Genomic DNA, 26,046 nt, shown 5'->3' on the forward strand with positions numbered 1-26,046 from the left:
ATCGCGGTCAGTAAAACGTGCTACGACTTCCCCCTCCCCCGCCCGGCTTACCACTCCGCGACGGAACCGTCGGCGTGGCGCCACACTGGGTTGCGCCAGTCGGGGGCTTCCTTGCTGCGTTCGATGACCAGCGCCTCGTCAATGTCGACGCCCAGGCCGGGCAGGCGCGGCGGGCGGATATAGCCGCCTTCCAGGGCGAAATCGGCCTTGTTCCGCACGTAATCAAGCAGTTCGGCGCCCTTGTTGTAATGGATGCCCATGCTCTGTTCCTGCAACGTGGCGTTCCAGCTCACGAAATCGACGTGCAGGCAGGCCGCCAGAGCGATGGGGCCCAGCGGGCAATGCGGCGCCAACGCCACATCGTAAGCTTCGGCCATTGCGGCGATCTTCACGCATTCGGTAATGCCGCCGGCGTGAGACAGGTCCGGCTGCAGAATCGATACCCCACCCGCTTCCAGCACGCGCTTGAAGTCGAAACGCGAGAACATGCGCTCGCCGGCGGCGATGGGCAGATGCGTGTGGGCGGCCAGGCGGGCGTAGGTTTCGGCCTGCTCGGCCAGCACCGGTTCTTCGATAAAGAGCGGGCGATACGGCTCCAGCTCCTTGATCAGCACCTTGGCCATCGGCGCAGAAACGCGGCCATGGAAATCGAGCCCGAATTCGACGGTATTGCCAAAGGCCGAGCGAATTTCTGCAACCTTCGCCACCGCGGCATCCACGGCGCGGGACGTGTCGATGATGCCCATCTCTTCGCAGCCGTTGAGCTTGAAGTGATCAAAGCCGCCGGCCTGCAGCGCCTTCATGCCGGCAATCACATCGGCCGGACGGTCGCCGCCGACCCAGCTGTACGTGCGCATCTTGTCGCGCACGAGGCCACCAAGCAGTTCGTACACCGGCACGCCCAGCACCTTTCCCTTGATGTCCCACAGCGCCTGGTCAATGCCGGCAATGGCGCTCATCAGAATCGGGCCGCCGCGGTAGAAGCCGGCGCGGTACATGGTCTGCCAGAGGTCGTTGATGCGGCTCGGGTCTTGGCCGATGAGGTAGTCGGACAGCTCATGCACCGCCGCTTCCACCGTGCGCGCACGGCCTTCGATGACGGGCTCGCCCCAGCCGGTGACGCCCTCATCGGTCTCGACTTTCAGGAACATCCAGCGCGGCGGCAGGCGGTAGGTGGTCAGACGGGTGATTTTCATGGATCGATGATGCGTTCAGGTGCGGACAGATTGGGCGGTGCGGTAAGCGGTGACGAAGGCGCGTGCGCGTTCGGCGGTGCGCTCGACGGGCTGGCCTGGGCGATACAGGTCGCTGCCGAGGCCAGCGCCAATGCAGCCGGCGGCAAGGTAATCGGCGAGGTTCTCCGGCGTGATGCTGCCCACGGCAAATACCGGCACCTCGGGCGGCAGCACGGCCTTGAGCGCGCGCACATAGCCGGGGCCTAGCGCGCCGGCCGGGAAAATCTTCAGTGCCTGCGCGCCCGCATCGAGCGCGGCAAAGGCCTCGGTGGCGGTCATGCAGCCAATGCAGGTGACGAGGCCGGCGTGGGCGGCGGCGCGGATCACCGGCGCATGCGTGTTGGGCGTGACGACCAACTTGCCGCCCGCCGCGACCATCAGGTCAACGTCTTCTGGGCGCAGCACGGTGCCTGCACCGATCAGCGCGCGGTCACCGAAGGCGCGTGCGGCCAGTTGCACGCTTTGCGCCCAGTCGGGCGAATTCAGCGGAATTTCGATGGCATCGAAACCGGCATCGACGAGCGCCTGCGTGTGCGCCAGCACCTCGTCGGGCCGGATGCCGCGCAGGATGGCGATCAGCGGAAGGTGGGTTGTCCAGGTCATTCGTGATAGAGCTGCGAGCGCCCGCCATCGATCAGGATGTCGGTCGCGTTGATGAAACGCGCCTCGTCGGAAGCGAGGAACAGCGCGGTGTAGGCCACCTCTTCGGGCTCGCCGATGCGCTTGCACGGCAGCAGCTCAGCCTGGCGGCGGCGTTCGGCTTGCGGATCGGGGGCGGCGGCAAAGCCGGCCTCGGCAATCGGCGTAAGGATCAGCCCCGGCGAGATCGAATTCACGCGGATACCCCGCGCCGCATATTCAATGCCCAGCGCCCGCGTGAGCCCGATCAGCCCATGCTTGGCCACCGGATACGGAAACGCGCCCGGAATGATCTTGTGCCCATGCACCGAGGCAATGTTGACGATGCTGCCCGCGCCGCGCGCCAGCATGTGCGGCAGCACGGCGCGCGCGCAGTGCCACGCGCCTTCCAGATCGACGGAAAGACAACGCGCCCAATCGTCCTCGCTCAACTTGAGGGGATCGGCAAACACGTTGATGCCGGCGTTGTTGACCAGCACGTCAATCCCGCCAAAGCGCTCGACGCCTGCGGCGACCATCGCGTCGATCTGCGCACGGTCGCGCACGTCGGCTTGTACGAGGAGGATGTTGTCGTCGCTGCCGACGCTGTTGCCAATTTCGGCGGCGAAGGCCTCGGCGCGCTCGTCACGCACCAGCGCGTTGACGATCACACGTGCGCCGTGTTGCGCGAACAGCTTGGCAATCGCGCCGCCAATGCCTTGCGTGGCGCCCGTCACCAGGGCGACCTTGCCTGCGAGACGCGGCGGAAAAGACATCGGAGAAGCAGTCATGCGGCGGGTTGATTCACGGTGAATTGATAGCTGCGTTGCAGGCTCTGGCCGGTGCCGAGAATGGTCAGGCCGTGGTCTTGCGGCAAGCCCGGCAGGTTGTGCGCATTGATCGCGTGGTCGATCGGCTCGAAGCAGAAGAAGTCGTACGCAACCGGCGTGTACAGCACATAGCGTGACGTGTCGGCGGCAATCTGCACGGACATGCGGCGGCTGGGCCAGACGATCTCGGCGCGGCCATCCCAGCCTTCGAAGCTGTGATTGATGGCGGCGCTGGCCTCCAGCTTCCGGAGCTTTCGAAAATCTGCGTCGGAAGATGGCGCCTGCAAGACCGTCGGCAGATAGTCCGGCGCGGATTGCCACATGGCCGTTGCGCCAGCGCGCAACCGAACGTCGGCCGTGCGCGGAAAGAACGGATGCACGCCAAGCCCGAATGGCAGCGTCGCACCTTCGTTGCGCACCGTGAGCGCGATGTCTAGCGTGTTGCCTGCCAGCGTGTAGCGCTGCACCGCCAGATAGCGGAATGGGCGGCCGTGGTCGACCATCGCGGCGAGTTCAACGGACGTATCTGTTTGCGACACTGCGTGCCACGGCATCAGCCAGCCGTGGCCATGCAGCGGATACGGTTCGTCGTCACGCGTGCGCGGCACTTCGATGGTCTGCCCCTGGAACGCGAAGCGCCCGCCGCCGATGCGGTTGGACCACGGCACCAGCGGATAGCAGGCCAGCGTTCTCGGATCGCGCAGTGCAGCGTCTGCATCGCCCGGCCGGAAGAGGGGTGCAACATCACCGTCTCGCAGCAGATCGAAACGCAGCAATCCGGCTCCCGCCTCGGGCAGCACCTCGGCGCGTAGCACGCCGTTGTCAAGCCGCAACGTAGGCATGGCCGAACCGGCCCTCCGGCAATCCGCGTACGTCGGGCACGGCAAGCTGCAGCGTCGCGCCGGCGTTCACGTCTTCTGCCAGGCGGTGCGACGACAAGCCGTCGCGCGCCGTCGTCAGATACAGCGTATCGAGCACCTCGCCGCCAAATGCGGGGCACGTGGGCTGCGATGCCGGCACGGACATGCGCGCCAGCACGCGCCCATCCGGTGCGTAGCGCGTCAGGCGGTTGCCGCCCCACTCTGCGTTCCAGAGGCAGCCGTCTGCGTCGACGGTGGAGCCATCGGGCGAGCCTTTGTGGGCACCCTCGGCATCCTGGTCGCGCAGATCGGCGAAGACGCGAATATTGGCGACTTCGCCGGCCTGCCCGTCGTAATCGCACGCGTGGATACGGCGGCTGTGCGTATCGCACCAATACATGGTCTCGCCGTCGGGGCTGAAGGCAATGCTGTTGGCGATGGCAATGTGAGGCAGCGCCAGACGCTGCAGCGCACCCATCGGCGTGAAGCGATAAAAACTGCCGGTGGGTTCGGGGCCGCCTTCGTGCATGGTGCCGAAGACGTAATTGCCGGAGCGATCGGCGCGGCCGTCGTTGACGCGCGTGGTCGGGTTGTCGGGCTCAACCTCGGCCAGCAGCGTAAGCGTGCCGGTGCGCGTGTCGAAACGGGCGATGTTCTTGGCAAGGCCCAGGATGAGCACGCCGGGTTCGTCCGTCAGCACGAAAGAGCCCACGCGTTGCGGCAGCGGCCATTGGCGCTCCTGCCCCGTCGCCGGATCGTGCTGCCACAGCAGCGATTCCTGGATGTCCGTCCACCAGAGCAGGCGCTGGGCGTCGTCCCAGACAATGCCTTCGCCCAGCGTGCACCGCAGATCGGAGAGCGTGGTTGCGGTTGTCATCTGCGCAGCCTCACTCACGGCCGCCGCGGTTCTTCAACTGGTCGACCAGCACCGCTGCCAGCAGAATCGCGCCGCGCACGAGGTACTGGTAGAACGCGTCGATATTCAGCAGGTTCATCGCGTTCTGCACGGTGCCCATGATGAGCACGCCGACCAGCACCCCGCTGATGGTGGCGCGGCCGCCCAGCAGCGACACGCCGCCCAGCACACACGCCGAGATCACGTTCAGCTCAAAGCCTTGCGCAGCATTCGGCTGGCCGCTGGTGATGCGCGCCGCCAGAATCACGCCCGCCAGCGCAGCAACCACGCCCTGGATGAGGAAGATGACGATGCGCGTCATGTTGACGTTCACGCCCGCCAGCCGTGCCGCTTCCGGATTGCCGCCAATCGCCAGCGTATTGCGGCCGTAGATCGTCTTGTTGAGCAGCACGCCAAACACCACGAAGCACAGCCCCGCCACCCACACCGGCGTCGGCACGCCAAAGACGATGGTGTTGCCCAGGTCGAAGAAGTCCATGTCGGACACGCCCACCGCCTGCCCGTGCGAGGCAATGAAGGCGAGGCCGCGTACGATTTCCATCGTGGCCAGCGTGGTGATCAGCGCATTGATCTTCAGCTTGGCGATCACGAAACCGTTGACGCCACCGATGATCGCGCCCGCCACCAGGCTGCCGCCGATGCCGAGTGCGATGCTGCCGGTGGCGTTGATGATCATCGCGCACAGCACGCCGGCAAACGCCACCGTGGAGCCGATCGACAGGTCGAAATCACGCGACGCCAGACAGAACATCATCGTGCAGGCGACCATGCCGATCTGCGAGACGGAGAGCGCCAAGCCCACCATGTTCTGCCACGAGAAGAAGTACTCGACCGAGAACGACAGCGCGGCAAACAGAATGGCGAAGATCAGCGGCAGGCTGAAATCGTCCAGCAGGCGAAGTAGGCGCGTCTTGTTCATGGCAGAGCGTGCCGATGCGGCGAGCGCATCGGAATGTTGCAGGGGTTGAGACTGGGACATCTTGGACTCCGGGGTTCTCAGGCAGCCAGCGGCGGCATGGGTGCAGAAGGCAGCGGCGCAGATTCAGGGCCTGACTCGGGACGTAGGGCGAGCTTGAGCACGGCCTGCTCATTGGCCTGCTCGCGCGGCAGTTCGCCGGCGATGCGGCCTTCGCTCATCACGAGCACGCGGTCGGCCACACCGAGGATTTCCGGCAACTCGCTGGAAATCATCAGCACGGCCACGCCACGTTCGGCCAGCTCGTACAGCACCTGGTAGATCTCGTTCTTGGCACCGACGTCGATGCCGCGCGTGGGCTCATCGATGATCAGCACACGCATGTCGTCTTCGGCCAGCCAGCGCGCCAGAATGGCCTTCTGCTGGTTGCCGCCCGACAGCAGGCGAATCGGCTGCTCGCGGTTGGGCGTCTTGATGCGCAGGCGCGCGATGTAGTGGTCAGCCGTCTTCGCTTCCTGCTTGTCATTGACGAACAGGCCGAAGCGACGCTGGTTGCGCCGGCAGCTGATGTTGATGTTTTCCGACACCGAGCGGCAGCCGATGATGCCCTCTTCCTTGCGGTCTTCCGGGCACAGGACGATGCCTTGGCGGATGGCATCGGCCACATCGCGGATGCGGATCGGCGCGCCGTCGAGCGTGATGCTCCCGGCCGTCTTGCGATCGGCCCCGTAGATCAATCGCGCCAGCTCCGACCGCCCCGCACCCACCAGCCCGAACAGGCCGACGATCTCGCCGCGGCGCACGGACAGGCTTGCCGGCTCGGCCAACTTCGGGCCCACCAGGCCATCCACCTGCAAGCGCACGTCGCCCAGCGGGCGCGCGCGGTAATCGAAGATATCGTCGATCTGGCGGCCGACCATCTGCGCGACCAGCTCGTCACGCGTGACGTTGGCCATCGACGGGAAATCCGCCACCTTGCGGCCGTCGCGGAAGATCGTGCAGCCGTCGCACAGCTCGAAAATCTCATCCAGCCGGTGCGAGATGTAGATCAGCGCACGGCCTTGGGCGCGCAGGTCTTTCACGAGGCGGAACAGGATGTCGGTCTCGCGGATCGACAGCGAACTTGTCGGCTCGTCCAGCGCAATCACGCGCGCATCGCGCAGGATCGCCTTGCAGATCTCGACCATCTGGCGCTGCCCGATCGACAGGTGTTTCAGCTTGGCGCGCGGGTCCAGATCGACACCGATGCGGCCGAGCTGTTCGCGCGTCCAGGCCATCGCCTCGCGCTGGCGGATGAACCCGCCGCTGGCCGGCAAATGGCCGAGCAGCAGGTTGTCCATCACCGTCAGTTCGGGCACCGTCTGCAGCTCCTGGTGGATGACGGCAATGCCGGCATCCAGCGCCGCCCGCGTGGTCGGGAACGCCGTCGGCTGGCCCTCGACGACGATCTGCCCTCCGTCGGGCTGATAGTCGCCGCCCAGGATCTTCAACAGCGTCGACTTGCCCGCGCCGTTCTCGCCCAGCAAGCCGTGCACGCGGCCGCATTCGATGCCAAACGACACATCGGACAGCGCCCGCACACCCGGAAACACCTTGCTGATGCCACGAAACTCAAGAAACGCCGACATGGCAAGTCTCCTTCAACAACGTTGTCCGCAAGATCACAAACCCATTTCCTGGCGGACTTGCTTCTCGTTGTCGCGTGTCATCAGGCGGCCGCTGGTCAGGGTAAGCGGGTCCGGTGCCTTGTTGTTCTTGATCCACTCGTACATGTTGATCGAGGTTTCGTAGCCGTGGCGCTTCGGGCTGATCAGCACGGTGCCGAAGAAACCGGTCTTCTCGGGCTTGGAGAACTCGTTGAGCGCCGACTGGCTGCCGCCGATGCCCACACCGATGATGTCTGCCGGCTTCACGCCGTGGCCTTCCGCTGCACGCACTGCGCCCAGCACGGCTTCGTCATTCAGGCCGAAGGCAATCCAGTGCTTGAACTTCGGGTTCTTGGTCAGGGTGATGTTGGCGGCGTTGAACGCGGCTTCGGTATCCGTCTTGGCCTGCGGGCTGGTCAGCACGTTCGCGGCCGGGAAGCCCGCTTTGGTGAGCGCTGCGACTGCGCCGTCGGTGCGCTCCTTGGCGGTCGGCAGTTGGTCATACGCAATACGGATGGCACCGACTTCCGACAGATTCCAGCCGCGCTTTTTCATCTCCTGCGCAATCGCATCGCCCACCTGTTCGCCGATCTTCGTGGCCGAGATGCCCATGTGCGGCACGGATTCGATCGGCTTGCCAGCACCGTCGACCAGGCGGTCATCCACCGTCATCAGCTTGAGGTTGTTCTGCTTGGCCTTGGCCACGACTGCCGGTCCGAGCTTCACGTCGGGCACGCAGATCACGAAACCCTGCGCATGCTGCGCGCCCAGGTTGTCGATGGCCGTCAGCACTTCGCCGCCGCTGGGCACGCCAATCTTCACCAGCTTGAAGCCCTTTTCCTTGGCGGCCTGGTCTGCGAACTTCCATTCGTCCTGGAACCACGGCTCTTCGGGCTGCTTGACCAGGAAGCCGATCTTCACGTCATCGGCTGCATGGGCAAACACCGAGAGGCCGCCGGCCATGGCGAACAGCGTGGCGGCAGCAATGGCCTTGAATGTCCCGCGTCGTTGTTGTTGCATGTTGTCTCCTTGCGATGCCGTCTTTGCGGCATCTGTTCTGCGTTGGATGAAAGATGGGATGGCGTGGGCGCCGGGCTTACGCCACCTTCAAGGTTTTGACCAGACCGCGCTCGCGTGCGATGGCGATCGCGCCGCTGCCGGCCAGGTGTTCCTGCTGTTCACTGCTCGTAACGGTGACCTTGCCCGAGAAGAAATCGTCGTCCGACACCAGCACGGCCAGCGCCTCGCGCAGCAGCGGCTTGCCGGTGATGACGAACTGCGTGCCGGGGTTCATGCGGATCGCGCTGCTGTTCTTGAGCGTGAGCAGATCCGCGCCCAGCACCGCGCCCAGCAGGAAGTTGGCCCGCGCATTGCGCTCGTAGATCGTGAACTGACCCAGCGTGCGCACCATGAAACAGGCGCGCCCCAGTCCGATGCTGCTGGCGCTGCGCGCGCCGGACAGCAACATTTCCGAATCGACCTCGGTGGCAAAGTCGGAGTCGAGCGCGTCGGCCAGGATGGTGTTGTGCGTGATCACGTGCAGCAGCTCGCCAGCCAGCGTCGTCACACAGCCGGTGATGCGCTGATCCGCGTCCAGATGCACAAACTTCGAGTGCGAACCCGGCAGCACGATCACCGCCGGCTCTGTGATGCCAAGGCGAGCGACCAAACCCATGGTCTCGACTTCTTCGCCGCGCATCATGTCCATCGACTCGATGTTGTGCAGGCCGAGGTTGTCCACCGGATTGCGCACGCCCGGCACAAACCAGATTGGCTGGGGGCACACCTCGGGAATGCTCGCCTGCACCATCCCCGCGGCCAGGTCGCGCAGGCCGGCTGGCGCCACCAGGTGCGGTACTTCATGCAGGCCAACGTTGGAGGTGATCATGCCGGACGCCAGCACCAAGTCGACCTGGCTCATGCCGAAACCGGCCTTCTGCAGCGCAGCTTCAATGGTGTCCTGCACGCCGCGCTGCAGCGTCGTCCGGTTGCCGGTGATGGCGGTGTCGCGCACGCCAACCTGGCGCGCAGCCTGGCAGAGCGCAACGTCATCGCGCCAGACCGTGACGCGTGTGTTGGTGGTACCGGTATCGATGGTGAGGATGTTCATGCGTGGCATTGCTTGGTGTGACGTGGGACGGGCCCTGGGTTAAAACCGTTTCATGATCCGCAGCGAGCGGCCCGTGGTTGACTTGGAAGGCGCCGCCGTCCATGAAGACGTCGTCGAGAAGCGGCAACGTCGCACAGTCGAGTTCGGGGCGCGCAACAGGATCATGAGCGGTTTTTTAGAACGAGTGAACGATACCGGTGTAGGCACCCAGTTGGTTCTTACCCGGCGCCGGGTTGTTGTTGGTTGCTTCCACCGAGAAGTTGGCGGTAGCGCTGTTCTGCACCGTGCCCACGCTCGCGTACAGCATCGTGCGCTTGGACAGGTTGTAGTTGGCACCCGCCATGAACAGGTTGGCGTTACCGCCGCCGTGGTTCACGTTGACGCGATAGGCCGCGCCGATCAGCGTCAACGCCGGCGTGACTTCATAGTTGATGCCCAGCCAGTAATGATTGGCCTTGGTCGGGGCGCCCGCTGCCGCATCCGGTGCAGACAGGTTTTCATACGCGGCAAACAGCTTCGCCTTGCCGATGGTGTACGTACCGCCGATCGTCGCTTCCTTCGAGAAATTGAAGATGTCGCTGAACTTGCCGTTGCCGTCGCGGATCACGTCGTAGATCGCGCGCACCTCCAGCGGGCCGGCGGTGTAGACGGCGGACACGCCATCGCGACGGCTGTTCGTGAACGAGCCGGGTTGTTCACCCAGACCGGTCTGCAGGCCGATCTGGAAGCCGCCCCAGGTCGGGCTTTGGTATTCGACGACGTTGTTGGCGCCCGGCCAGTTACGCCCGCGCACCAGCGTAGCCGAGCCGATGAACTGCTGGCCGGTCGGGTCCAGGAACCAGACGTCGTTGCTGATGAAGAGGTTCTTGCCGGCCGTCAACGTGCCCCAGGTCGGGCTGGACAGGCCGACGTACGAACGGCGATTAAACAGCGCGTCACCGTTGGTTTTGCCTTGCGCCGCGCCAAAGCCGGACTCCAGCCGGAAGACCGCCTGCAGGCCACCGCCCAGATCCTCCTTGCCCATGAACCCGAACATGCTGGTCCCCCACTGGTTGTCGGCGGCGCGCCAGAGGCTGCCGCCCGGGGAGGTCGCGGTGGGGGCGACGTTGTTCTGGTAGTCGATGCCGCTGGCGACGCGGCCGTACAGCGTGACGTTGGTTTGTGCGAGGGCGGGAGCGGTCCAGCCAGCGAGCGCAAGGCTGCACGCCAGCATCCCGCGAACAGCGGTGGTTCGATTCATGACGTCTCCTGAATGTTTTTGTAGGCGGGGTCCGGTGCGTCGCGCGGTTTGAGATCGCTGGAGGCACACACCAAGCATCGTCACCGGCCCCAGGCGCATTTGTAGTCGGGGCGGCCTTAACGTGGCAAACTACAAATTCTTCGTTGTACGTTAAATTTTTCTTAACGAGAACGCATGGCACGACGCCTCCCTCCCCTTAATGCATTGCGCGTCTTTGAAGTTGCGGGCCGCCATTTGAGCTTCAGCCGGGCTGCGGACGAGCTTTGCGTGACCAACGCTGCCGTCAGCCATCAGATCAAGCAGCTCGAAGATCATCTGGGCAAAAAGCTCTTTGCGCGCCGCAACAACCAGCTCTCGTTGACCGACGCCGGCGACAACTACCTGCCTCGCGTGCGCGACGCGCTGCGTGCCCTCGAACAAGCCACCGATCTGCTGATGGACACCGCCGACGCGCCGCTGCGCGTGGCCGTGCCGCCAACCTTCGGCGCCAAATGGCTGGTGCCGCGGCTGTACCGTTTCTTCAACCAGCATCCGCACGTGCGCGTCGAAGTCTCGACCGCCGACGTGCAAGACCACGGCCAGTTCGATCTGTGCATCGACGACCGGCAAGTCAACGCGCCCAACCTGCGCGTCGAGTGGTTCACCTCCACCGATTTTTTTCCCGTCTGCAACGCAACGCTGCAGGCGGCCATCCGCATGCCGCAGGACCTCGCCACGCAAACGCTGTTGCACGAGCGCGGCGGCCGCCATCTCGCGCACCATCCGACGTGGCGGCAATGGCTCGACGAGGTCGGTGTGCCCCACATCGATGCCACGCGCGGGCCGGCGTTTTCTGAGGCCCTGATGGCGCTGCAGGCAGCTATTGACGGCCAAGGCGTGGCACTCGGCCAGGGCATCCTTGTCGAGTACGACATCGCCGCCGGACGTCTGATGCGACCGCTGGCGACCGAAGCCTCGCTGCGCCTGTCGTACTACCTGATCCATCCACACCAGGCAGCCGAGCACGCGGGCTTTGCATTGTTCCGCCAGTGGCTCGTCGATGAAGTCGCGCGCGGGGGCGGCCGTGCACGCAACCAGCCCCCGGCAAGCGAGGTGTTTTGATTTCTTTTTGATTGTGGCGTGGCGGGCGCTCTACACTACTCGTCCCTGGCTGCATTGCGCCGAAGAAGGAGCCCGCCATGAGCTTCCCCCGCCCCGCCAACACCCCGTGGCTTGTCCCGTACCTGACCGTGCACGACGCCTCGGCCGCCATCGCCTTCTATCGCAACGCGTTCGGTTTCGATGTGCAGGATGAAATGCACGACCATGGCCGCCCGATCCACGTCGAGATGACCTACCAGGGCCAGCTCATGCTGATGTTTGCGCCCGAAGGCGTCTTCGGCTCCACCGCCAAAGCCCCTGCCGCCGCGGGCTTTGAATGCCCGCAGAGCTTCCACCTGTATTGCAACGACGTCGACACCGCGTATCAGAACGCGCTGGACCAGGGCGCCACGTCCATCATGGCGCCGCACGATGCCTTCTGGGGCGAGCGCTACGCCGCCGTGCGCGATCCCGACGGTTATCGCTGGGGCCTCGCCTGCCGCCCGGCGGCAGCCTGATCGCCTGACCCGATTCACCACAAGGATTGCTGTCATGGGGCTTCCCCGTTTTTTCGTCGATACGCCGCTCGCCCCCAACACAACCGTCACGCTGCCCGAGGCCGTCACACGCCACATCCACGTGCTGCGGCTGGCCGTCGGCGATGACGTCTGCCTGTTCGATGGCTCCGGCCACGAATTCCGTGCTCGGCTCGCCGCCATCAACAAGCGCGATGCCACCGCCAGCCTTGCGGATGCCACACAGCCCGACACAGAGGCCCGCTACGCCATCACGCTCGCGCAAGGCATTGCCGGTGGCGACAAGATGGATTGGCTGATCGAGAAGGCCATCGAACTGGGCGTGAATGCGGTGGCTCCGCTGCAGACCGAGCGCGCCGTGGTGCGCCTCTCCGGCGAGCGTGCAGCCAAGCGCGTGCAGCACTGGCAGTCACTGGTGCAGGCCGCCTGCGAGCAATGTGGCCGAGCCCGCGTGCCGGTTGTCGCACCGGTCGCCACGCTGCGCGAATGGCTCGCCGCCGCCAAGTCGACCGAGGCGCCGCGCGTGCTGCTGTCACCGCGCGGCACGCAATCGCTTACGCAATGGGCGGTGCAGTCGCGCACGCGCATCGAAGGCAGCGGCATCGTGCTGCTGATCGGCCCCGAAGGCGGTCTTTCGCCCGACGAAGAAGCGCTTGCCGAGGCTGCCGGTTTCTTACCGCTGACACTCGGGCGACGTATTCTCAGAACGGAATCGGCGGCGCTTGTTGCCGTGTCCGCGCTGCACGCCGTGCTCGGCGAGTTCTAAGTTCTGACAACGAAACACTGACCGTTTGATCCCCCCGGCGGGCCTTTCCCCCATGCCCGCCATTGACCAAAGGAGCTTCATCATGGGTCTACTCGATTCGATTCTCGGCGGCGGCAATGACGCCAGCGGTGCGCAATCGTCCTTGCTCGGCAACAAGAAGGTGTTGCTTGCCGTGGGCGTGCTGGCTTACCTGGCGATGAAGCACAAGTCGCAAGGCGCGGGCGATGCGGCCGCGCCGCAAGGGCAGGAAGATCAGGGCGGCGGCCTGTTCGGTTCGCTGGGTGGCTTGCTGGGTGCGGCAGGCGGTGCCGGCGCACTGGGCAGCCTGCTCGGCGGCGCAGGCGGAGCGGGTGGCCTTGGTGGCCTGCTCGGCGGTTTGCTGGGCGGTGGCAACGGCAATGCCGATCAGGCGGCCGTCGGAGGCCTGGGGCCGCTGCAGCAGATCCTGGAGCAAGCCGGTCTGGGCGAACAGGTCAAATCGTGGATCGGCAATGGCCAGAACCTGCCGGTGTCAGGCGAGCAGATTACGCAGGCACTGAGTGGCACGGGTGCGCTGGAGGAGGTATCGAAACTGGCCGCCCACTTCGGCATCAGCGAAGGCGACCTCGCCAACCAGCTCGCCGAAGGCCTGCCCGAAGCAGTCAATCACCTCACGCCGCAAGGCGCAGTGCCGGCGGCCTGAACGTTTATCGCCGCACAGAAGAAAGCCCGCAATTGCGGGCTTTTTTTGCGCCGACGGTCAACCCTCGCCGTAGGCCGTTCGGCCCGCGTCACGCAGCGCCTGCACCACATGCAGCGCCGCCGGAGACAACAACCGGTCCGTGCGCGTGATGATGCCGAAGTCGTCCATCTGGCACGGCATCGGCAACGGAAGAATCGCCAGCATCCGATACGACGCGTAGTACTGCGCGACGTCGGCGCCGATCACGGCCAGCATGTCGCTCTGCTCGAGGATGCGCGTCAGGAACAGCAGCGCCGAGGTTTCCACCACGCTGGACGGCGCTGTCAGGCTCTCCCGCTGGAACATCAGGTCGAACCGGTGACGCAGCACGCTGCCGATGGGCGGTACCACCCAGGTGGCCGGCTGCACATCGGCCAGCGTCAGCGATGGTTCCGCCAGCAAGGGATGCCCCGGCCGCGCCACCGCGACCACCGGCTCGTCGGCCAGCGGCTCGTAGCGCAGATGCAGTTTGTCGTGCTCAGCAAACAGGCGGCCGACCACGAGGTCGAGCTTGTCTTGCGCCAATCGCTCCAGCAACACATTGCTGCTTTCGATTTCCAGCGACACCCGCAGCCCCGGATGCTCGCGCGTGATCTGCGCCACCACCGGCGGCAGCAGCCGCACGCCCGGCGACGTGATCGTGCCCACCGCCACGTGCCCGAGGTGTCCGGCCTTGAGCCCGAGCACTTCCTCCTGGGCCTGGTCCAGGCTGCCGACCACCGCACGCGCGTGGCGGATCAGCGCATCGCCATAGCGCGTGGGCCGCATGCCGCGCGGCATGCGCTCGAACAGCTGCACATCAAGCATGGCCTCCAGCTCGCGCAGCAGCTTGGAGGCGGCGGGCTGCGTCATGTTGAGCGCGGCGGCCGCCCGGTGGATGTTGCCCTCCTCGGCCAGGGCAATCAGCAGCAGCAGTTGTCGCGTCTTCAGGCGCGCACGGACGTACCAGGGGCTGTTCGACATCGGGTCTTCCTTGAGATATCAAATTGGATATCGGTCACGGCCAATATTTCATTGGAAGGATATCAGGGCGCTCCGTACACTCGGTCCGATCAAAAAACCACAACCACACCGGAGACAACGGACGTGCCGCGCGGCCCGCAAGTGCCACGCAGCCGATCGATGCGCGCGCGCCTCGACCTCCACGTCCGTGACACACGCACCCATGTCGGAATCGAAACCCAAGCTGCGCTCGGCCCAATGGTTCGGCACCGCCGATAAGAACGGCTTCATGTACCGAAGCTGGATGAAGAACCAGGGCATCCCCGATCACGAATTCGACGGCCGCCCGATCATCGGCATCTGCAATACCTGGTCGGAACTGACGCCGTGCAATGCGCATTTCCGCAAGCTGGCGGAACACGTCAAGCGCGGCATTTACGAGGCGGGCGGGTTCCCGGTGGAGTTTCCGGTGTTCTCCAACGGCGAATCGAACCTGCGCCCGACTGCCATGCTCACGCGCAACCTCGCGGCCATGGATGTTGAAGAGGCGATTCGCGGCAACCCGATCGACGCGGTGGTGCTGCTCACCGGCTGCGACAAGACCACGCCGGCCCTGCTGATGGGCGCGGCAAGCTGCGACGTACCGGCCATCGTCGTGACGGGCGGGCCCATGCTCAACGGCAAGCTCGACGGCAAGAACATCGGCTCCGGTACGGCGGTGTGGCAGCTGCACGAATCGCTCAAGGCGGGGGAGATCGACCTGCATCGCTTCCTGTCGGCGGAAGCGGGGATGTCGCGTTCGGCCGGCACGTGCAACACGATGGGCACGGCGTCCACCATGGCATGTATGGCCGAAGCGCTCGGCACATCGCTGCCGCATAACGCGGCCATTCCGGCGGTGGATGCGCGGCGCTACGTGCTGGCGCATATGTCAGGCATCCGCATCGTCGAGATGGCGCTGCAAGGGCTGACGCTGTCCAAGATCCTCACGCGCGCCGCGTTCGAAAACGCCATCCGCGCCAACGCAGCCATTGGTGGTTCGACCAACGCCGTGATCCACCTGAAGGCGATTGCCGGGCGCATTGGCGTGCCGCTTGAGCTGGAAGACTGGTCGCGCATCGGCCGGGACACGCCGACCATCGTTGACCTGATGCCCTCGGGCCGCTTCCTGATGGAGGAGTTCTACTACGCGGGCGGCCTGCCCGCCGTGCTGCGCCGCCTGGGCGAGGCGAACCTGCTGCCGCATCCCGATGCGCTGACCGTCAACGGCAGGACGCTGTGGGACAACGTCAAGGACGCGCCCATCACCGACGACGAAGTCATCCGCCCGCTCACCAACCCGCTGATCGACGATGGCGGCATTCGCGTGTTGCGCGGCAATCTGGCGCCGCGTGGCGCGGTGCTCAAGCCATCTGCGGCGAGCCCAGAGCTGCTCAAGCATCGCGGCCGCGCAGTCGTATTCGAAAACCTGGAGCACTACAAGGAACGCATCGTTGACGAGTCCCTGGAGGTGGATGCCAGCTCCGTGCTGGTGATGAAGAACTGCGGGCCCAAGGGATATCCGGGCATGGCCGAGGTCGGCAACATGGGCCTGCCGCCCAAGCTGCTGCGCCAGGGTGTGAAGGATATGGTGCGCATTTCCGACGCACGCATGAGCGGGACCGCCTACGGGACAGTGGTGCTGCACGTGGCGCCCGAAGCTGCGGCGGGCGGCCCGCTGGCCGCGGTGCAGGACGGCGACTGGATCGAACTCGACTGCGAGGCCGGCACGCTCCACCTGGACATTGCCCCCGAAGAACTCGCGCGCAGGCTGGCGGCCTACCAGCCCCAGCGTTCGCATGGCGAGGCCGGCGGTTACCAGCGCCTGTACGTCAACCACGTGCTGCAGGCTGACGAAGGCTGCGACCTCGATTTCCTGGTCGGTTGCCGTGGCGCCGCAGTACCGCGCCACTCGCACTGAATCGACACACGCGTAGGAGACTGGCTTTGCCGATTGCTCAACCCGCCGCGCACGCACCACGCTATCGCGGCATCTTTCCGGTGGTGCCCACCACCTTCACCGAAACCGGCGAACTCGATTTGCCGAGCCAGAAGCGCGCGATCGATTTCATGATCGATGCCGGCTCGGATGGCCTGTGCATCCTGGCCAATTTTTCGGAGCAGTTCTCGCTGTCCGATGACGAGCGCGAAGTGCTCACCCGCACCGCGCTGGAGCACGTGGCTGGCCGCGTGCCCGTGATTGTCACCGCCTCGCACTACAGCACGCAGGTCTGCGCGCAACGCAGCCGCCGCGCGCAGGACATGGGCGCCGCCATGCTGATGGTGATGCCGCCCTACCACGGCGCCACCTTCCGCGTGCCGGAAGCGCAGATCTACGAATTCTTTGCGCGCGTGTCGAATGCCGTGGGCATTCCGATCATGATTCAGGATGCGCCGGCCAGCGGCACGGTGCTGTCTGCGGCGTTCCTCGCGCGCGTGGCCCGCGAGATCGAGCAAGTGGCCTACTTCAAGATCGAAACGCCCGGTGCGGCGGCCAAGCTGCGCGAGCTGATCCGCCTCGGCGGGGACGCCATCGAAGGCCCCTGGGACGGTGAAGAAGCCATTACGCTGCTGGCCGATCTGGATGCCGGCGCCACGGGCAGCATGACCGGTGGTGCATATCCCGACGGCATTCGGCCGATCATCGAGGCGCACGCGCAAGGGCAACACGATCTCGCCTTCGATCTGTATCAACGCTGGCTGCCGCTCATCAACCACGAGAACCGGCAGGCCGGCATCCTGGCCGCCAAGGCACTGATGAAGGAAGGCGGCGTGATCGCCTGCGAAGCATCGCGCCATCCGTTGCCGCCAATGCACCCAGACACGCGCCGGGGCCTGATCGACATTGCCCGGCGGCTCGATCCGCTGGTCTTGCGCTGGGGGCGATAGCCATGCACGGTGAACGTACCCCCGTTTCGATCGGCATTGTCGGCGTTGGCAAGATCGCGCGCGATCAGCATCTGCCGGCGCTTGCCGCGCAGCCCGGGTTCAAGCTCGCGGCCTGTGCCAGCCCGCATTCACGCGTCGACGGCCTGCCGCACTACACGACGCTCGACGCCATGCTGGCAGACGAACCCGCACTGCAGGCGGTGTCGCTGTGCACGCCGCCGCAGGTGCGATTTACGCAGGCCCGCGCGGCACTCGCCGCCGGCAAGCACGTGATGCTGGAGAAGCCCCCGGGCGCCAGCGTGTCGGAAGTTGCGATCCTGGCTGAACTGGCACGGGAGCATCGCAGCACGTTATTCACCTCATGGCACTCGCGCCATGCGCCCGGTGTCGAGGCCGCCCGCGAATGGCTTGCAAACCGCGCCATCGTCTCAGTCGATGTGCAGTGGAAAGAAGATGTGCGCCGCTGGCACCCGAACCAGGCGTGGATCTGGGAACCCGGCGGTCTGGGTGTGTTTGACCCGGGCATCAACGCGCTTTCGATCCTGACCCGCGTCCTGCCGCATGCGTTCTTTCTGACGGCGGCCGACCTGTGGGTGCCCGCCAATCAGCAGACCCCGATTGCTGCCCACCTGGCATTCACCGATGCGCACGGCACGGCCATCCAGGCGGAATTCGACTGGCGCCATGACGCAGGCGAGCTATGGCAGATCGACGTGACCACGCGCGACGGCACCTTGCGGCTGGCACAAGGCGGCAAGCAATTGACCATCGACGGCGTTGAGATCGACGTCGGCCCCGAACGCGAATACCCAAGCCTGTACACACGCTTTCTCGAACTGATCGCCAGCGGCGAGAGCGATGTCGATGTCCGCCCGCTTCAGCACGTGGCCGACGCCATGCTGCTCGGTCGGCGCCATCTGATTGATCCGTTCGTGCCGTGAAGCACGCCCGACTCACGTAGTGCCATAAGAGCCATTCCAACGAGGAGACAACCATGCAACGCAAACTTCGCCGCCTGACCCTATCCGCCCTGGCAGCCACCCTGTGCCTGGGGCCGCTGGCCGCCACCCTGCCCGCCCACGCCGACGAGCCGCTCAAGATCGGCTTCCTGGTCAAGATGCCCGAGCAGGCGTGGTTCATCAACGAACAGAAAGCTGCCACCGCGCTTGGCCAGAAGGACGGTTTTTCGGTGGTGAACATCGGCACGCCCGATGGCGAGAAGGTGCTGTCCGCCATCGACAACCTGGGCGCACAAGGTGCCAAGGGCTTCGTCATCTGTGCGCCGGACGTGCGCCTGGGGCCGGCTATCTCGGCACGCGCCAAGCACTACAACATGAAGTTCGTCACGGTTGACGATCAACTCGTCGACTCGTCCGGCAAACCGCTGGCCAACGTACCGCACCTGGGCATGTCGGCATTCAAGATCGGCAACCAGGTCGGCCAGGCCATCTCCGACGAGATGAAGCGCCGTGGCTGGAAGCCCGAGGAAGTGGGCGCGCTGCGCATCACCAACTACGAGCTGCCGACCGCCAAGCTGCGCACCGACGGCGCCACGCAGACGCTGCTGGCCGGCGGCTTCAAGAAGGAAAACATCTTCGACGCGCCGCAAAAGACGACCGACGACGCAGGTGGCTTCAATGCCGCGTCGCCGGTGCTGGCACAGCATGCGGGCATCAAGAAGTGGGTCATCTTCGCGCTCAATGAAGAGAGCGTGCTGGGCGGCGTGCGCGCAACCGAGCAGTTGCACATTCCGGCAGCCGATGTGATCGGGGTCGGCATCAACGGTGCCGGCGAGGCGTTTGCCGAGTTCCAGAAGAAGGAGCCGACGGGCTTCTTCGGCACGATTGCCGTCAGCTCGACCAACCACGGCAAGGACAGCGCTGCAAACCTTGTCGATTGGATCAAGACCGGCAAGCAGCCGCCAGCCGATACGCAAACCACCGGCAAGCTGATGGTGCGCGGCAATTGGCAAGAGGTCCGCAAGGAACTGGGCATTTGATGCAACGCGCGGCGCGGGCCAGTCCCGCGCCCCACGTGCATCCGCAGAGAGCAACCGATGACAGTTCAATCACTTGATGAGAGTGGCCCGCCCGACGCTTCCGCAGGCGCCTATCTGAAGCTCGACGGCATCACCGTGCGCTTTCCCGGCGTACTGGCACTCGACCACGTCTCGCTCGACATCCGCCGCGGCGAAGTGCACGGCCTGATGGGCGAAAACGGCGCGGGCAAGTCGACGCTGCTCAAGGTGCTGTCAGGCGTCAACCAGCCGGAGGACGGCACGCTGTCGCTCGACGGCGTGCCGCAGCAGTTCACGAACACCCGCGCAGCCATCGCGGCGGGCATCGCGATCATCTATCAGGAACTGCACCTCGTACCCGAACTGACGGTGGCAGAAAACCTGATGCTCGGCGCGCTACCCAATCGCTTTGGCGTGCTCGACGAGAAGACGTTGATCGCGCGTGCGCTGCGCGAACTCGAACGGCTGGGCGAGAAGCTCGATCCGGCCCAACCCGTCAAGCATCTGTCGATCGGCCAGCGCCAGATGATCGAGATCGGCAAGGCGCTGATGCGCGACGCGCGCGTGATCGCGTTCGACGAACCGACGAGTTCGCTCTCCTCGCGCGAGACGACGCAGTTGTTCCGCATCATTCGCGCGCTCAAGGCCGAGGGCCGCGCGGTCATCTATGTCACACATCGCATGGAAGAGGTGTACGAACTGTGCGATCGCGTGACGGTGTTCCGTGACGGCCGGCATATCGACACGTTCAACGCCGGCGCGAGCCTCGACCGCGAACGGTTGATCCGCTGCATGGTCGGCCGCTCGATCCAGGACGTGTATGGCTACAAGCCACGCCCGCTCGGTGAGGTGAAGGTCGACGTGCGCGGCCTGATGGGGCCCGGCTTGACCGAACCCGCATCGTTTCGCGCGCATGCTGGGGAAATCGTCGGCTTCTTCGGGCTGGTCGGCGCGGGGCGCTCGGAACTGATGAAGCTTCTCTACGGCGCGGTCAAACCCACAGCGGGCGAGGTTCACCTCAAAGGCAAGCGCGTCCAGTTCAACACGCCGCGCGATGCGGTGCGCGCGGGTGTCGCGCTCTGCCCTGAAGACCGCAAGCAGGAAGGCATCGTCGCGATCGCCTCGGTGTCGGATAACCTGAACATCAGTTGCCGGCGCCACTTCAGCCGCTTCAGCGTGCTGAACAACCGGCAGGAAGCGCGGACCACCAACTCGTTCATCGACAAGCTCGCCATCAAGACACGCAACGGTGAAACGCCCATCGGCAAGCTATCGGGCGGCAATCAGCAGAAGGTGATCCTCTCGCGCTGGCTGGCCGAAGACATCGACGTCTTCCTGATGGACGAGCCCACGCGCGGCATCGACGTCGGCGCCCGCAGCGAAATCTACAGCCTGCTCTACGGCCTTGCCGAGGCGGGCCGCACCGTCATCGTCGTGTCGAGTGATCTGGCGGAAGTCATCGGCGTTGCCGACCGAGTGCTCGTCATGAAACAGGGCCGCATCGTCGGCGATCTGCCCAGAGAGCACGCCTCGCCCGACACCCTCATCAAACTCGCGCTGCCACGCTAGCGCGCGAATCACGCCCTCATGGAAACCGATCCTATGCAAACGCCATCCACCGAATCCGTGCCGGGCGGCCCGCCATTGGCAGCCCCGGGCATCCCCAGCCGCGCAGCCCTCACGTGGGAGCTGGTCAACCGATCGGGCATCGTCGTGGTGTTCCTTCTGCTGTTCACCGCGCTGGCGTTCACGGTGCCGGGCTTCATCAGCAGCCGCAACATCCAGGGCCTGCTGCTCTCCGTCACCTTGATCGGCTCTATCTCGGTCACGATGATGTTCGTCCTCGCACTCGGCGAGGTGGACCTTTCCGTCGCCTCCATCGTGGCGTTCGCCGGCGTGGTGGCCTCCACGCTCATCACCGCAACCCATAGCGTGGTGCTTGGCGTCGGGGCCGGCGTGCTGGCGGGCGGCATGGTCGGGCTCGTCAACGGCGTGTTGGTGGCGCGCTATCAGATCAACTCGCTGATCGTCACGCTGGCCATGATGGAAGTCGTGCGCGGCCTCGCCTTCATCACCTCCAACGGCGACGCGGTGATGATTTCCGAAGAGAGCTTCTTCGACCTGGGCGGCGGGTCATTCCTTGGCATCTCGTACCCGATCTGGAGCAATATCGTCGGCTTCGCGCTGTTCGGTTTCCTGCTCAAGAAGACGGTGTTCGGCAAGAACGTGCTCGCCGTCGGCGGCAATGAAGAAGCCGCGCTGCTTGCCGGCCTGCCCGTGACGCGCATCAAGATCGCCGTGTTCGTCCTGCAAGGCCTGGTGACCGGTTTTGCGGGCGTGATGCTCGCCTCGCGCATGAGCCTGGGCGATCCGAAAACGTCGGTCGGGCTCGAACTGGGCGTGATCTCAGCCTGCGTGCTGGGCGGTGTTTCGCTCACAGGCGGGGTGGCAACCGTGTCCGGTGTGCTGGTCGGCGTTCTGATCATGGGGTCGGTGCAGAACGCGATGAGCCTGATGAACGTGCCGACGTTCTATCAGTACCTGATTCGCGGCGGCATTCTGCTGCTGGCGGTGTGGTTCGACCGCATTCGCCGCAACAAGCGGGTAGGCTGACACGCCGGTCGGCCTTCGCACGGCAACAAAAAAGCCCGCATTTGCGGGCTTTTTCATTCCAACGCCGATCAATCAGCGGGAAAGTCAGTTCACGCGAACGAATAGAACACGCGGAACTGAACCTTGCGCTCGCCCCAGAACTCTGCCGCGTCGCGGAACACGTCCAGCAGCACTTCGCGCGCTTCCTTGTCGAACTTGGGCTGGCACGGCAGCCCCTCGAGCACGATGACAAAACCCGGCTGCGGGCCGGCCTTGTAGATCATGTCGGTCAGGCAGTCAGCCAAGGCGTCGAAGTTCTTGCCGAAATGCTTCGGGAACAGGAACTCGCGTGCGATCACGTCGAGCACTTCGCTCTTGGTGGTCGCGGCCGCGCAGTTGGCGTACAGGAAATGCTGGCCAAGGCTGGCCGCCGACTCGGCCAGATCCGCCACGCGAAACGCGCGGATCGACTGCACGATATTCGGACGCACCGTCTTGAACAGGTTCATGGCGTCTTCGCGGCCTCCGTCGTCGTCCGTCTGAATATTGTCCTGCGTCATGATGTTCTGCGGTGCGCTTTGAGGCAACTTGGCCGCTCCCCCGACGCGTGCGCCCAGAGCTTGCATTCCGACCACACCGTCGTACAGATTTTGCGCCTTGTGCCACGCCTCGCGGGCCACGCGCTCATCGCGTGCGGTGAGCGAGTCGTCCAGCCCAAACATGTTGGTCGTCATCGCTGTATCCGTTGAAAACTGTTGTAGTGATCTTCCGTGTAGTAGCAGTCGTTGGCCGCTTGCTGATCGCCACCGCAAATAATGCGTCGGGCGCCACGGTTGCGTGCCCCTCGCGTCTTCACGGTGTACTCGTGGTAATAGCCACGCCGCTGTGCAGGCAAACGCCGTTCATAATTGCCGAACGTGGTGCCATCTTTTGCATACGGAAACGGGCCGCCCTGCTCAATCAGTGCCAGCGTGCGCTGCGCCTCGTTGGGCAGGTCTACCGGGCGAATGGTTCCCACGGCGGCAGCCATGCCGGTGGTGTCCCGAGCAACCGCATTGGCCGGCAGGCCGGCCACCGACAACGCGAGCGTTGCCATCAGCGCGCCACGCGCCATCGCCTGAGATACGGAGCGGCCGATCCACGCTCCAAGTCGCTTTGTCATCAGCAGGCCCTAACGGGAGAATCGCGCCGACCGGAGCCCGGCGCAGGTCACAAGCGCAGGTGGCCGTCCAATAACGATCCGGACAGCCGGTTTGCAGCTGAAAGCGAAGCGGCTCAATGCGTGAGAGGCCTGGCAGGGAATGACAAGTCGGGCGACTGCCGAAGACTTGGGGAATCCTTCCGCCTGCAAAACCACCCATTGCGCGCACCGAATAAGGCGAGCCAGTCAGACGTGTGTACGGAAAACCGCATTTTTTGAAACCCGTCCGGCCCGGTTCGGACCTCATGTGCTCAGAAGCACCCCTTCAGCCCGTAAGGGTACGCTCATCAATGACAACAATCAACCGACGGTGGAAGTCTGAAGGGTTTTTTGATATAGCTATTTAGTTTGCGGAAATGTAAGTACACGCAAACTTAGTGAATAAAAAAAGGGAGCGCAGCATCGTGCGCTCCCTCTTTGGTGCAGTCGCGATCAGCGTTGCGCTTGCGCAGCGGCATCCACGACGGTCAGGGCCGTCATGTTGAGGATGCGTCGCACCGTAGCCGATGGCGTGAGGATATGCACCGGCTTCTTCGCGCCCAGCAGGATCGGACCGATGGCGATGTTGTTGCCGGCGGCCGTCTTCAGCAGGTTGTAAGCGATGTTGGCGGCGTCGATGTTCGGCATGACCAACAGGTTCGCTTCGCCTTTGAGCGGCGAATCCGGCACCAGCGAGTCACGCAGCTTCTCGTCGAGCGCGGCATCACCGTGCATCTCACCGTCCACTTCCAGGTTCGGGGCACGTTCGCGCAGGATTGCCAGCGTTTCGCGCATCTTGACGGCCGAAGGCGCTTCCGAGGAGCCGAAGTTCGAGTGCGACATCAGCGCGACCTTGGGCTTGATGCCGAAGCGGCAGAGCTCCTCAGCGGCCATGATGGTGATCTCGGCGAGTTCCTCGGCAGTCGGGTCAACGTTGACATGCGTATCCGCCAGGAACACTTGCCGACCCGGCAGAACCAGGCCGTTCATGGCCGCGTACACGCAGTTCGTGCCACCCAGGATCTGGTCGATGTAGCGCAAGTGGGCGGCCGTGTTGCTGATCGTGCCGCAGATCATGCCGTCCGCTTCGCCCTTGTGGACCATGACGGCGCCGATCAGCGTATTGCGGCGACGCATCTCCAGCTTGGCGTACTGCGGCGTCACGCCCTTGCGCGCCATCAGCTTGTAATACGTCTCCCAGTAATCGCGGAAGCGCTCGTCATGCTCGGGGTTGACCACGGCGAAGTCCACGCCTTCGCGCAGACGCAGGCCGAAACGCTCGATGCGGTGGGCGATCACGCTCGGGCGGCCGATCAGGATCGGGCTGGCGAGCTTTTCGTCCACGACGATCTGCACCGCGCGCAGCACGCGCTCTTCTTCGCCCTCGGCAAAGACGATGCGCTTGCTCTCCATCGGCACCTTGCGGGCGGCCGAGAAGATCGGCTTCATCAGCGTGCCCGAGTGATAGACGAACTGCTGCAGATGCTGGCGGTAGGCATCCATGTCTTCGATCGGACGCTGCGCCACGCCCGAGAGCATGGCGGCCTGCGCCACGGCCGGCGCGATCTTGACGATCAGGCGCGGGTCGAAGGGCTTCGGAATCAGGTATTCGGGGCCGAACGACAAGTCCTGGATGCCGTACGCGGAAGCAACGATGTCGCTTTGCTCCTGGCGGGCCAGTTCGGCCACGGCGTGCACGGCGGCCACTTCCATCTCACGCGTGATGGTGGTCGCGCCCACATCGAGCGCGCCGCGGAAGATGAACGGGAAGCACAGGACGTTGTTGACCTGGTTCGGGTAGTCAGTGCGGCCGGTGCCCATGATGACGTCGGGGCGCACTTCTTTGGCCAGCTCCGGCAGGATTTCCGGATTCGGGTTGGCCAGCGCGAAGATGATCGGCTTGTCGGCCATGCGCTTGACCATGTCCTGCTTGAGCACGCCGGCGGCGGACAGGCCCAGGAAAATGTCGGCGCCGTCGATGACTTCAGCCAGCGTACGCAGATCGGTCTTCTGTGCGAAGTGCGCCTTGTCCGGGTCCATCAGTTCGGTGCGGCCTTCGTAGACGACGCCCGCCAAGTCGGTCACCCAGATGTTTTCGCGCGTCAGGCCCAGATCAACCAGCAGGTCAAGGCAGGCCAGCGCCGCAGCGCCCGCGCCCGAGGCCACCAGCTTGACCTTCTTGATGTCCTTGCCGACGACCTTCAGCGCGTTTGTAATGCCAGCGCCCACCACGATGGCGGTGCCGTGCTGGTCATCGTGGAAGACGGGGATCTTCATGCGCTTGCGCAGTTCGCGCTCGACGAAGAAGCACTCCGGCGCCTTGATGTCTTCCAGGTTGATGCCGCCGAAGGTCGGCTCCAGCGAGGCGATGATATCGACCAGCTTTTGAGGGTCTTTTTCGTTGATCTCGATGTCAAACACATCGATACCGGCGAACTTCTTGAACAGGCCGGCCTTGCCTTCCATGACAGGCTTCGAGGCTTCCGGGCCAATATCGCCCAGGCCGAGCACGGCCGTGCCGTTGGTCACCACGCCGACGAGGTTGCCGCGGGCGGTGTAGCGGAACGAGTTGGCGACGTCTTCGACAATCTCTTCACAGGCTGCGGCAACACCCGGCGAATATGCCAAGGCGAGGTCGCGCTGGTTCGACAGCGGCTTGGTCGGCGTGACGGAAATCTTGCCCGGGGTCGGAAACTCGTGGTACTCCAGCGCGGCCTTGCGCAAGGCGGCGCGCTGCTGCGCCTTGAGTTCTTCATCCGTGCGGGCGGGCTGCTGAGGCTGGGTATCCACCGTGGTCATGGGTCTCTCGTATCGGGTGGCCAGCGCGCGCGCCGGCCGTCGCATCTAGCGGGCCACCGGGATACCCTCACGAGCGCCACGGGAATACGGTCCGCCTCCTTGGGCCCGTCATTT

At 64.8% G+C, this 26,046-nt stretch carries 24 protein-coding genes; 10 read left to right on the forward strand and 14 right to left on the reverse strand.

Annotation, left to right across the window (positions count from 1 at the left end; translation table 11 throughout):
- Nucleotides 1-47 precede the first annotated feature (47 nt).
- The 10 genes from dgoD to BG83_RS0123810 form a co-directional block, all read right to left on the reverse strand.
- Nucleotides 48-1,196: a galactonate dehydratase gene (gene dgoD, locus BG83_RS29745; RefSeq protein ID WP_012762895.1), complete on the reverse strand. Its 1,149-nt coding sequence runs from the start codon at nucleotides 1,194-1,196 to the stop codon at nucleotides 48-50.
- A gap of 15 nt (nucleotides 1,197-1,211) precedes the next feature.
- Complete coding sequence (locus BG83_RS29750; RefSeq protein ID WP_024979091.1) at nucleotides 1,212-1,838, reverse strand: 2-dehydro-3-deoxy-6-phosphogalactonate aldolase; 627 nt, start codon at nucleotides 1,836-1,838, stop codon at nucleotides 1,212-1,214.
- Entirely contained in the window at nucleotides 1,835-2,644 is an 810-nt protein-coding gene (locus tag BG83_RS0123775; RefSeq protein WP_024979092.1) for an SDR family oxidoreductase, read from the reverse strand. Before BG83_RS0123775 ends, BG83_RS29750 begins: the two co-directional genes overlap by 4 nt.
- Complete coding sequence (locus BG83_RS0123780; RefSeq protein ID WP_024979093.1) at nucleotides 2,641-3,525, reverse strand: aldose 1-epimerase; 885 nt, start codon at nucleotides 3,523-3,525, stop codon at nucleotides 2,641-2,643. Before BG83_RS0123780 ends, BG83_RS0123775 begins: the two co-directional genes overlap by 4 nt.
- Nucleotides 3,506-4,420, reverse strand: a complete 915-nt coding sequence (locus BG83_RS0123785) for an SMP-30/gluconolactonase/LRE family protein (protein ID WP_024979094.1) — start codon at nucleotides 4,418-4,420, stop codon at nucleotides 3,506-3,508. Before BG83_RS0123785 ends, BG83_RS0123780 begins: the two co-directional genes overlap by 20 nt.
- Nucleotides 4,421-4,430: 10 nt before the next feature.
- A complete protein-coding gene (gene araH, locus BG83_RS0123790; protein WP_419177616.1) occupies nucleotides 4,431-5,378 on the reverse strand; it encodes an L-arabinose ABC transporter permease AraH in 948 nt (315 codons plus the stop codon).
- Nucleotides 5,379-5,455: 77 nt separating this feature from the next.
- Complete coding sequence (gene araG, locus BG83_RS0123795; protein WP_024979096.1) at nucleotides 5,456-7,003, reverse strand: L-arabinose ABC transporter ATP-binding protein AraG; 1,548 nt, start codon at nucleotides 7,001-7,003, stop codon at nucleotides 5,456-5,458.
- Nucleotides 7,004-7,036: 33 nt separating this feature from the next.
- On the reverse strand, nucleotides 7,037-8,041 hold the full coding sequence (locus BG83_RS0123800; protein WP_024979097.1) for an arabinose ABC transporter substrate-binding protein: 1,005 nt from the start codon (nucleotides 8,039-8,041) through the stop codon (nucleotides 7,037-7,039).
- 76 nt (nucleotides 8,042-8,117) lie between these two features.
- Complete coding sequence (locus tag BG83_RS0123805) at nucleotides 8,118-9,131, reverse strand: 2-dehydro-3-deoxygalactonokinase (protein WP_024979098.1); 1,014 nt, start codon at nucleotides 9,129-9,131, stop codon at nucleotides 8,118-8,120.
- A gap of 175 nt (nucleotides 9,132-9,306) precedes the next feature.
- Nucleotides 9,307-10,371 carry a porin gene (locus BG83_RS0123810; RefSeq protein ID WP_024979099.1) on the reverse strand — a complete coding sequence of 355 codons (1,065 nt, stop codon included), beginning with the start codon at nucleotides 10,369-10,371 and terminating at the stop codon, nucleotides 9,307-9,309.
- A gap of 174 nt (nucleotides 10,372-10,545) precedes the next feature.
- Between BG83_RS0123810 and gcvA the strand changes: the two genes are divergently transcribed.
- The 4 genes from gcvA to BG83_RS0123830 all read left to right on the forward strand — a co-directional run bounded on the left by gcvA (nucleotide 10,546) and on the right by BG83_RS0123830 (nucleotide 13,435).
- Nucleotides 10,546-11,472: a transcriptional regulator GcvA gene (gcvA, locus tag BG83_RS0123815; RefSeq protein WP_024979100.1), complete on the forward strand. Its 927-nt coding sequence runs from the start codon at nucleotides 10,546-10,548 to the stop codon at nucleotides 11,470-11,472.
- Nucleotides 11,473-11,549: 77 nt separating this feature from the next.
- Nucleotides 11,550-11,969 (forward strand): VOC family protein, encoded by a 420-nt coding sequence (locus tag BG83_RS0123820; protein WP_024979101.1) that lies wholly within the window; start codon nucleotides 11,550-11,552, stop codon nucleotides 11,967-11,969.
- Between the two features lie 34 nt (nucleotides 11,970-12,003).
- Nucleotides 12,004-12,753 carry a 16S rRNA (uracil(1498)-N(3))-methyltransferase gene (locus BG83_RS0123825; protein ID WP_024979102.1) on the forward strand — a complete coding sequence of 250 codons (750 nt, stop codon included), beginning with the start codon at nucleotides 12,004-12,006 and terminating at the stop codon, nucleotides 12,751-12,753.
- 82 nt (nucleotides 12,754-12,835) lie between these two features.
- Nucleotides 12,836-13,435, forward strand: coding sequence for a YidB family protein (locus tag BG83_RS0123830; protein WP_024979103.1), 600 nt, complete (start codon nucleotides 12,836-12,838; stop codon nucleotides 13,433-13,435).
- 57 nt (nucleotides 13,436-13,492) lie between these two features.
- On the opposite strand, the gene BG83_RS0123835 is transcribed toward BG83_RS0123830, so the two are convergent.
- Nucleotides 13,493-14,437, reverse strand: coding sequence for a LysR family transcriptional regulator (locus tag BG83_RS0123835; RefSeq protein ID WP_024979104.1), 945 nt, complete (start codon nucleotides 14,435-14,437; stop codon nucleotides 13,493-13,495).
- 202 nt (nucleotides 14,438-14,639) lie between these two features.
- Between BG83_RS0123835 and BG83_RS0123840 the strand changes: the two genes are divergently transcribed.
- From BG83_RS0123840 to araH (BG83_RS0123865), 6 genes are read left to right on the forward strand one after another with little or no spacing between them, the layout of a single operon-like run.
- Nucleotides 14,640-16,376 (forward strand): IlvD/Edd family dehydratase, encoded by a 1,737-nt coding sequence (locus BG83_RS0123840; protein WP_024979105.1) that lies wholly within the window; start codon nucleotides 14,640-14,642, stop codon nucleotides 16,374-16,376.
- A 26-nt stretch (nucleotides 16,377-16,402) separates the two neighbouring features.
- Nucleotides 16,403-17,344, forward strand: coding sequence for a dihydrodipicolinate synthase family protein (locus tag BG83_RS0123845; RefSeq protein WP_024979106.1), 942 nt, complete (start codon nucleotides 16,403-16,405; stop codon nucleotides 17,342-17,344).
- Nucleotides 17,345-17,346: 2 nt separating this feature from the next.
- Nucleotides 17,347-18,285: a Gfo/Idh/MocA family protein gene (locus BG83_RS0123850; protein ID WP_024979107.1), complete on the forward strand. Its 939-nt coding sequence runs from the start codon at nucleotides 17,347-17,349 to the stop codon at nucleotides 18,283-18,285.
- A gap of 53 nt (nucleotides 18,286-18,338) precedes the next feature.
- Entirely contained in the window at nucleotides 18,339-19,343 is a 1,005-nt protein-coding gene (locus tag BG83_RS0123855; protein ID WP_024979108.1) for an arabinose ABC transporter substrate-binding protein, read from the forward strand.
- Nucleotides 19,344-19,400: 57 nt separating this feature from the next.
- Entirely contained in the window at nucleotides 19,401-20,930 is a 1,530-nt protein-coding gene (araG, locus tag BG83_RS0123860) for an L-arabinose ABC transporter ATP-binding protein AraG (protein WP_024979109.1), read from the forward strand.
- Between the two features lie 33 nt (nucleotides 20,931-20,963).
- A complete protein-coding gene (gene araH, locus BG83_RS0123865) occupies nucleotides 20,964-21,974 on the forward strand; it encodes an L-arabinose ABC transporter permease AraH (RefSeq protein ID WP_024979110.1) in 1,011 nt (336 codons plus the stop codon).
- Between the two features lie 89 nt (nucleotides 21,975-22,063).
- Here araH (BG83_RS0123865) and BG83_RS0123870 read toward each other — a convergent pair whose 3' ends face one another.
- The 3 genes from BG83_RS0123870 to BG83_RS0123880 all read right to left on the reverse strand — a co-directional run bounded on the left by BG83_RS0123870 (nucleotide 22,064) and on the right by BG83_RS0123880 (nucleotide 25,932).
- Complete coding sequence (locus tag BG83_RS0123870; RefSeq protein ID WP_024979111.1) at nucleotides 22,064-22,687, reverse strand: barstar family protein; 624 nt, start codon at nucleotides 22,685-22,687, stop codon at nucleotides 22,064-22,066.
- Nucleotides 22,684-23,115 carry a ribonuclease gene (locus BG83_RS0123875; protein ID WP_024979112.1) on the reverse strand — a complete coding sequence of 144 codons (432 nt, stop codon included), beginning with the start codon at nucleotides 23,113-23,115 and terminating at the stop codon, nucleotides 22,684-22,686. The genes BG83_RS0123870 and BG83_RS0123875 overlap by 4 nt, the downstream gene beginning before the upstream one ends.
- Nucleotides 23,116-23,586: 471 nt before the next feature.
- Nucleotides 23,587-25,932, reverse strand: coding sequence for an NADP-dependent malic enzyme (locus BG83_RS0123880; RefSeq protein ID WP_024979113.1), 2,346 nt, complete (start codon nucleotides 25,930-25,932; stop codon nucleotides 23,587-23,589).
- Between the last annotated feature and the right edge of the window lie 114 nt (nucleotides 25,933-26,046).

This window comes from Ralstonia pickettii (assembly GCF_000607165.1).
GTDB lineage: Bacteria > Pseudomonadota > Gammaproteobacteria > Burkholderiales > Burkholderiaceae > Ralstonia > Ralstonia holmesii.

Excerpts from the sequence above, each read along its gene's own strand:
- BG83_RS0123805 (WP_024979098.1), bottom strand. The coding sequence starts at position 9,131 with ATGAACATCCTCACCATCGATACCGGTACCACCAACACACGCGTCACG.
- BG83_RS0123880 (WP_024979113.1), bottom strand. The coding sequence starts at position 25,932 with ATGACCACGGTGGATACCCAGCCTCAGCAGCCCGCCCGCACGGATGAA.
- BG83_RS0123830 (WP_024979103.1), top strand. The coding sequence starts at position 12,836 with ATGGGTCTACTCGATTCGATTCTCGGCGGCGGCAATGACGCCAGCGGT.
- BG83_RS0123800 (WP_024979097.1), bottom strand. The coding sequence starts at position 8,041 with ATGCAACAACAACGACGCGGGACATTCAAGGCCATTGCTGCCGCCACG.
- BG83_RS0123875 (WP_024979112.1), bottom strand. The coding sequence starts at position 23,115 with ATGACAAAGCGACTTGGAGCGTGGATCGGCCGCTCCGTATCTCAGGCG.
- BG83_RS0123850 (WP_024979107.1), top strand. The coding sequence starts at position 17,347 with ATGCACGGTGAACGTACCCCCGTTTCGATCGGCATTGTCGGCGTTGGC.
- gcvA (WP_024979100.1), top strand. The coding sequence starts at position 10,546 with ATGGCACGACGCCTCCCTCCCCTTAATGCATTGCGCGTCTTTGAAGTT.
- BG83_RS0123780 (WP_024979093.1), bottom strand. The coding sequence starts at position 3,525 with ATGCCTACGTTGCGGCTTGACAACGGCGTGCTACGCGCCGAGGTGCTG.
- dgoD (WP_012762895.1), bottom strand. The coding sequence starts at position 1,196 with ATGAAAATCACCCGTCTGACCACCTACCGCCTGCCGCCGCGCTGGATG.
- BG83_RS0123820 (WP_024979101.1), top strand. The coding sequence starts at position 11,550 with ATGAGCTTCCCCCGCCCCGCCAACACCCCGTGGCTTGTCCCGTACCTG.
- BG83_RS0123810 (WP_024979099.1), bottom strand. The coding sequence starts at position 10,371 with ATGAATCGAACCACCGCTGTTCGCGGGATGCTGGCGTGCAGCCTTGCG.
- BG83_RS0123840 (WP_024979105.1), top strand. The coding sequence starts at position 14,640 with ATGTCGGAATCGAAACCCAAGCTGCGCTCGGCCCAATGGTTCGGCACC.
- BG83_RS0123775 (WP_024979092.1), bottom strand. The coding sequence starts at position 2,644 with ATGACTGCTTCTCCGATGTCTTTTCCGCCGCGTCTCGCAGGCAAGGTC.
- araH (WP_419177616.1), bottom strand. The coding sequence starts at position 5,378 with ATGAACAAGACGCGCCTACTTCGCCTGCTGGACGATTTCAGCCTGCCG.
- araG (WP_024979109.1), top strand. The coding sequence starts at position 19,401 with ATGACAGTTCAATCACTTGATGAGAGTGGCCCGCCCGACGCTTCCGCA.
- BG83_RS0123825 (WP_024979102.1), top strand. The coding sequence starts at position 12,004 with ATGGGGCTTCCCCGTTTTTTCGTCGATACGCCGCTCGCCCCCAACACA.
- BG83_RS0123835 (WP_024979104.1), bottom strand. The coding sequence starts at position 14,437 with ATGTCGAACAGCCCCTGGTACGTCCGTGCGCGCCTGAAGACGCGACAA.
- BG83_RS0123870 (WP_024979111.1), bottom strand. The coding sequence starts at position 22,687 with ATGACGACCAACATGTTTGGGCTGGACGACTCGCTCACCGCACGCGAT.
- BG83_RS29750 (WP_024979091.1), bottom strand. The coding sequence starts at position 1,838 with ATGACCTGGACAACCCACCTTCCGCTGATCGCCATCCTGCGCGGCATC.
- BG83_RS0123785 (WP_024979094.1), bottom strand. The coding sequence starts at position 4,420 with ATGACAACCGCAACCACGCTCTCCGATCTGCGGTGCACGCTGGGCGAA.
- araH (WP_024979110.1), top strand. The coding sequence starts at position 20,964 with ATGCAAACGCCATCCACCGAATCCGTGCCGGGCGGCCCGCCATTGGCA.
- araG (WP_024979096.1), bottom strand. The coding sequence starts at position 7,003 with ATGTCGGCGTTTCTTGAGTTTCGTGGCATCAGCAAGGTGTTTCCGGGT.
- BG83_RS0123855 (WP_024979108.1), top strand. The coding sequence starts at position 18,339 with ATGCAACGCAAACTTCGCCGCCTGACCCTATCCGCCCTGGCAGCCACC.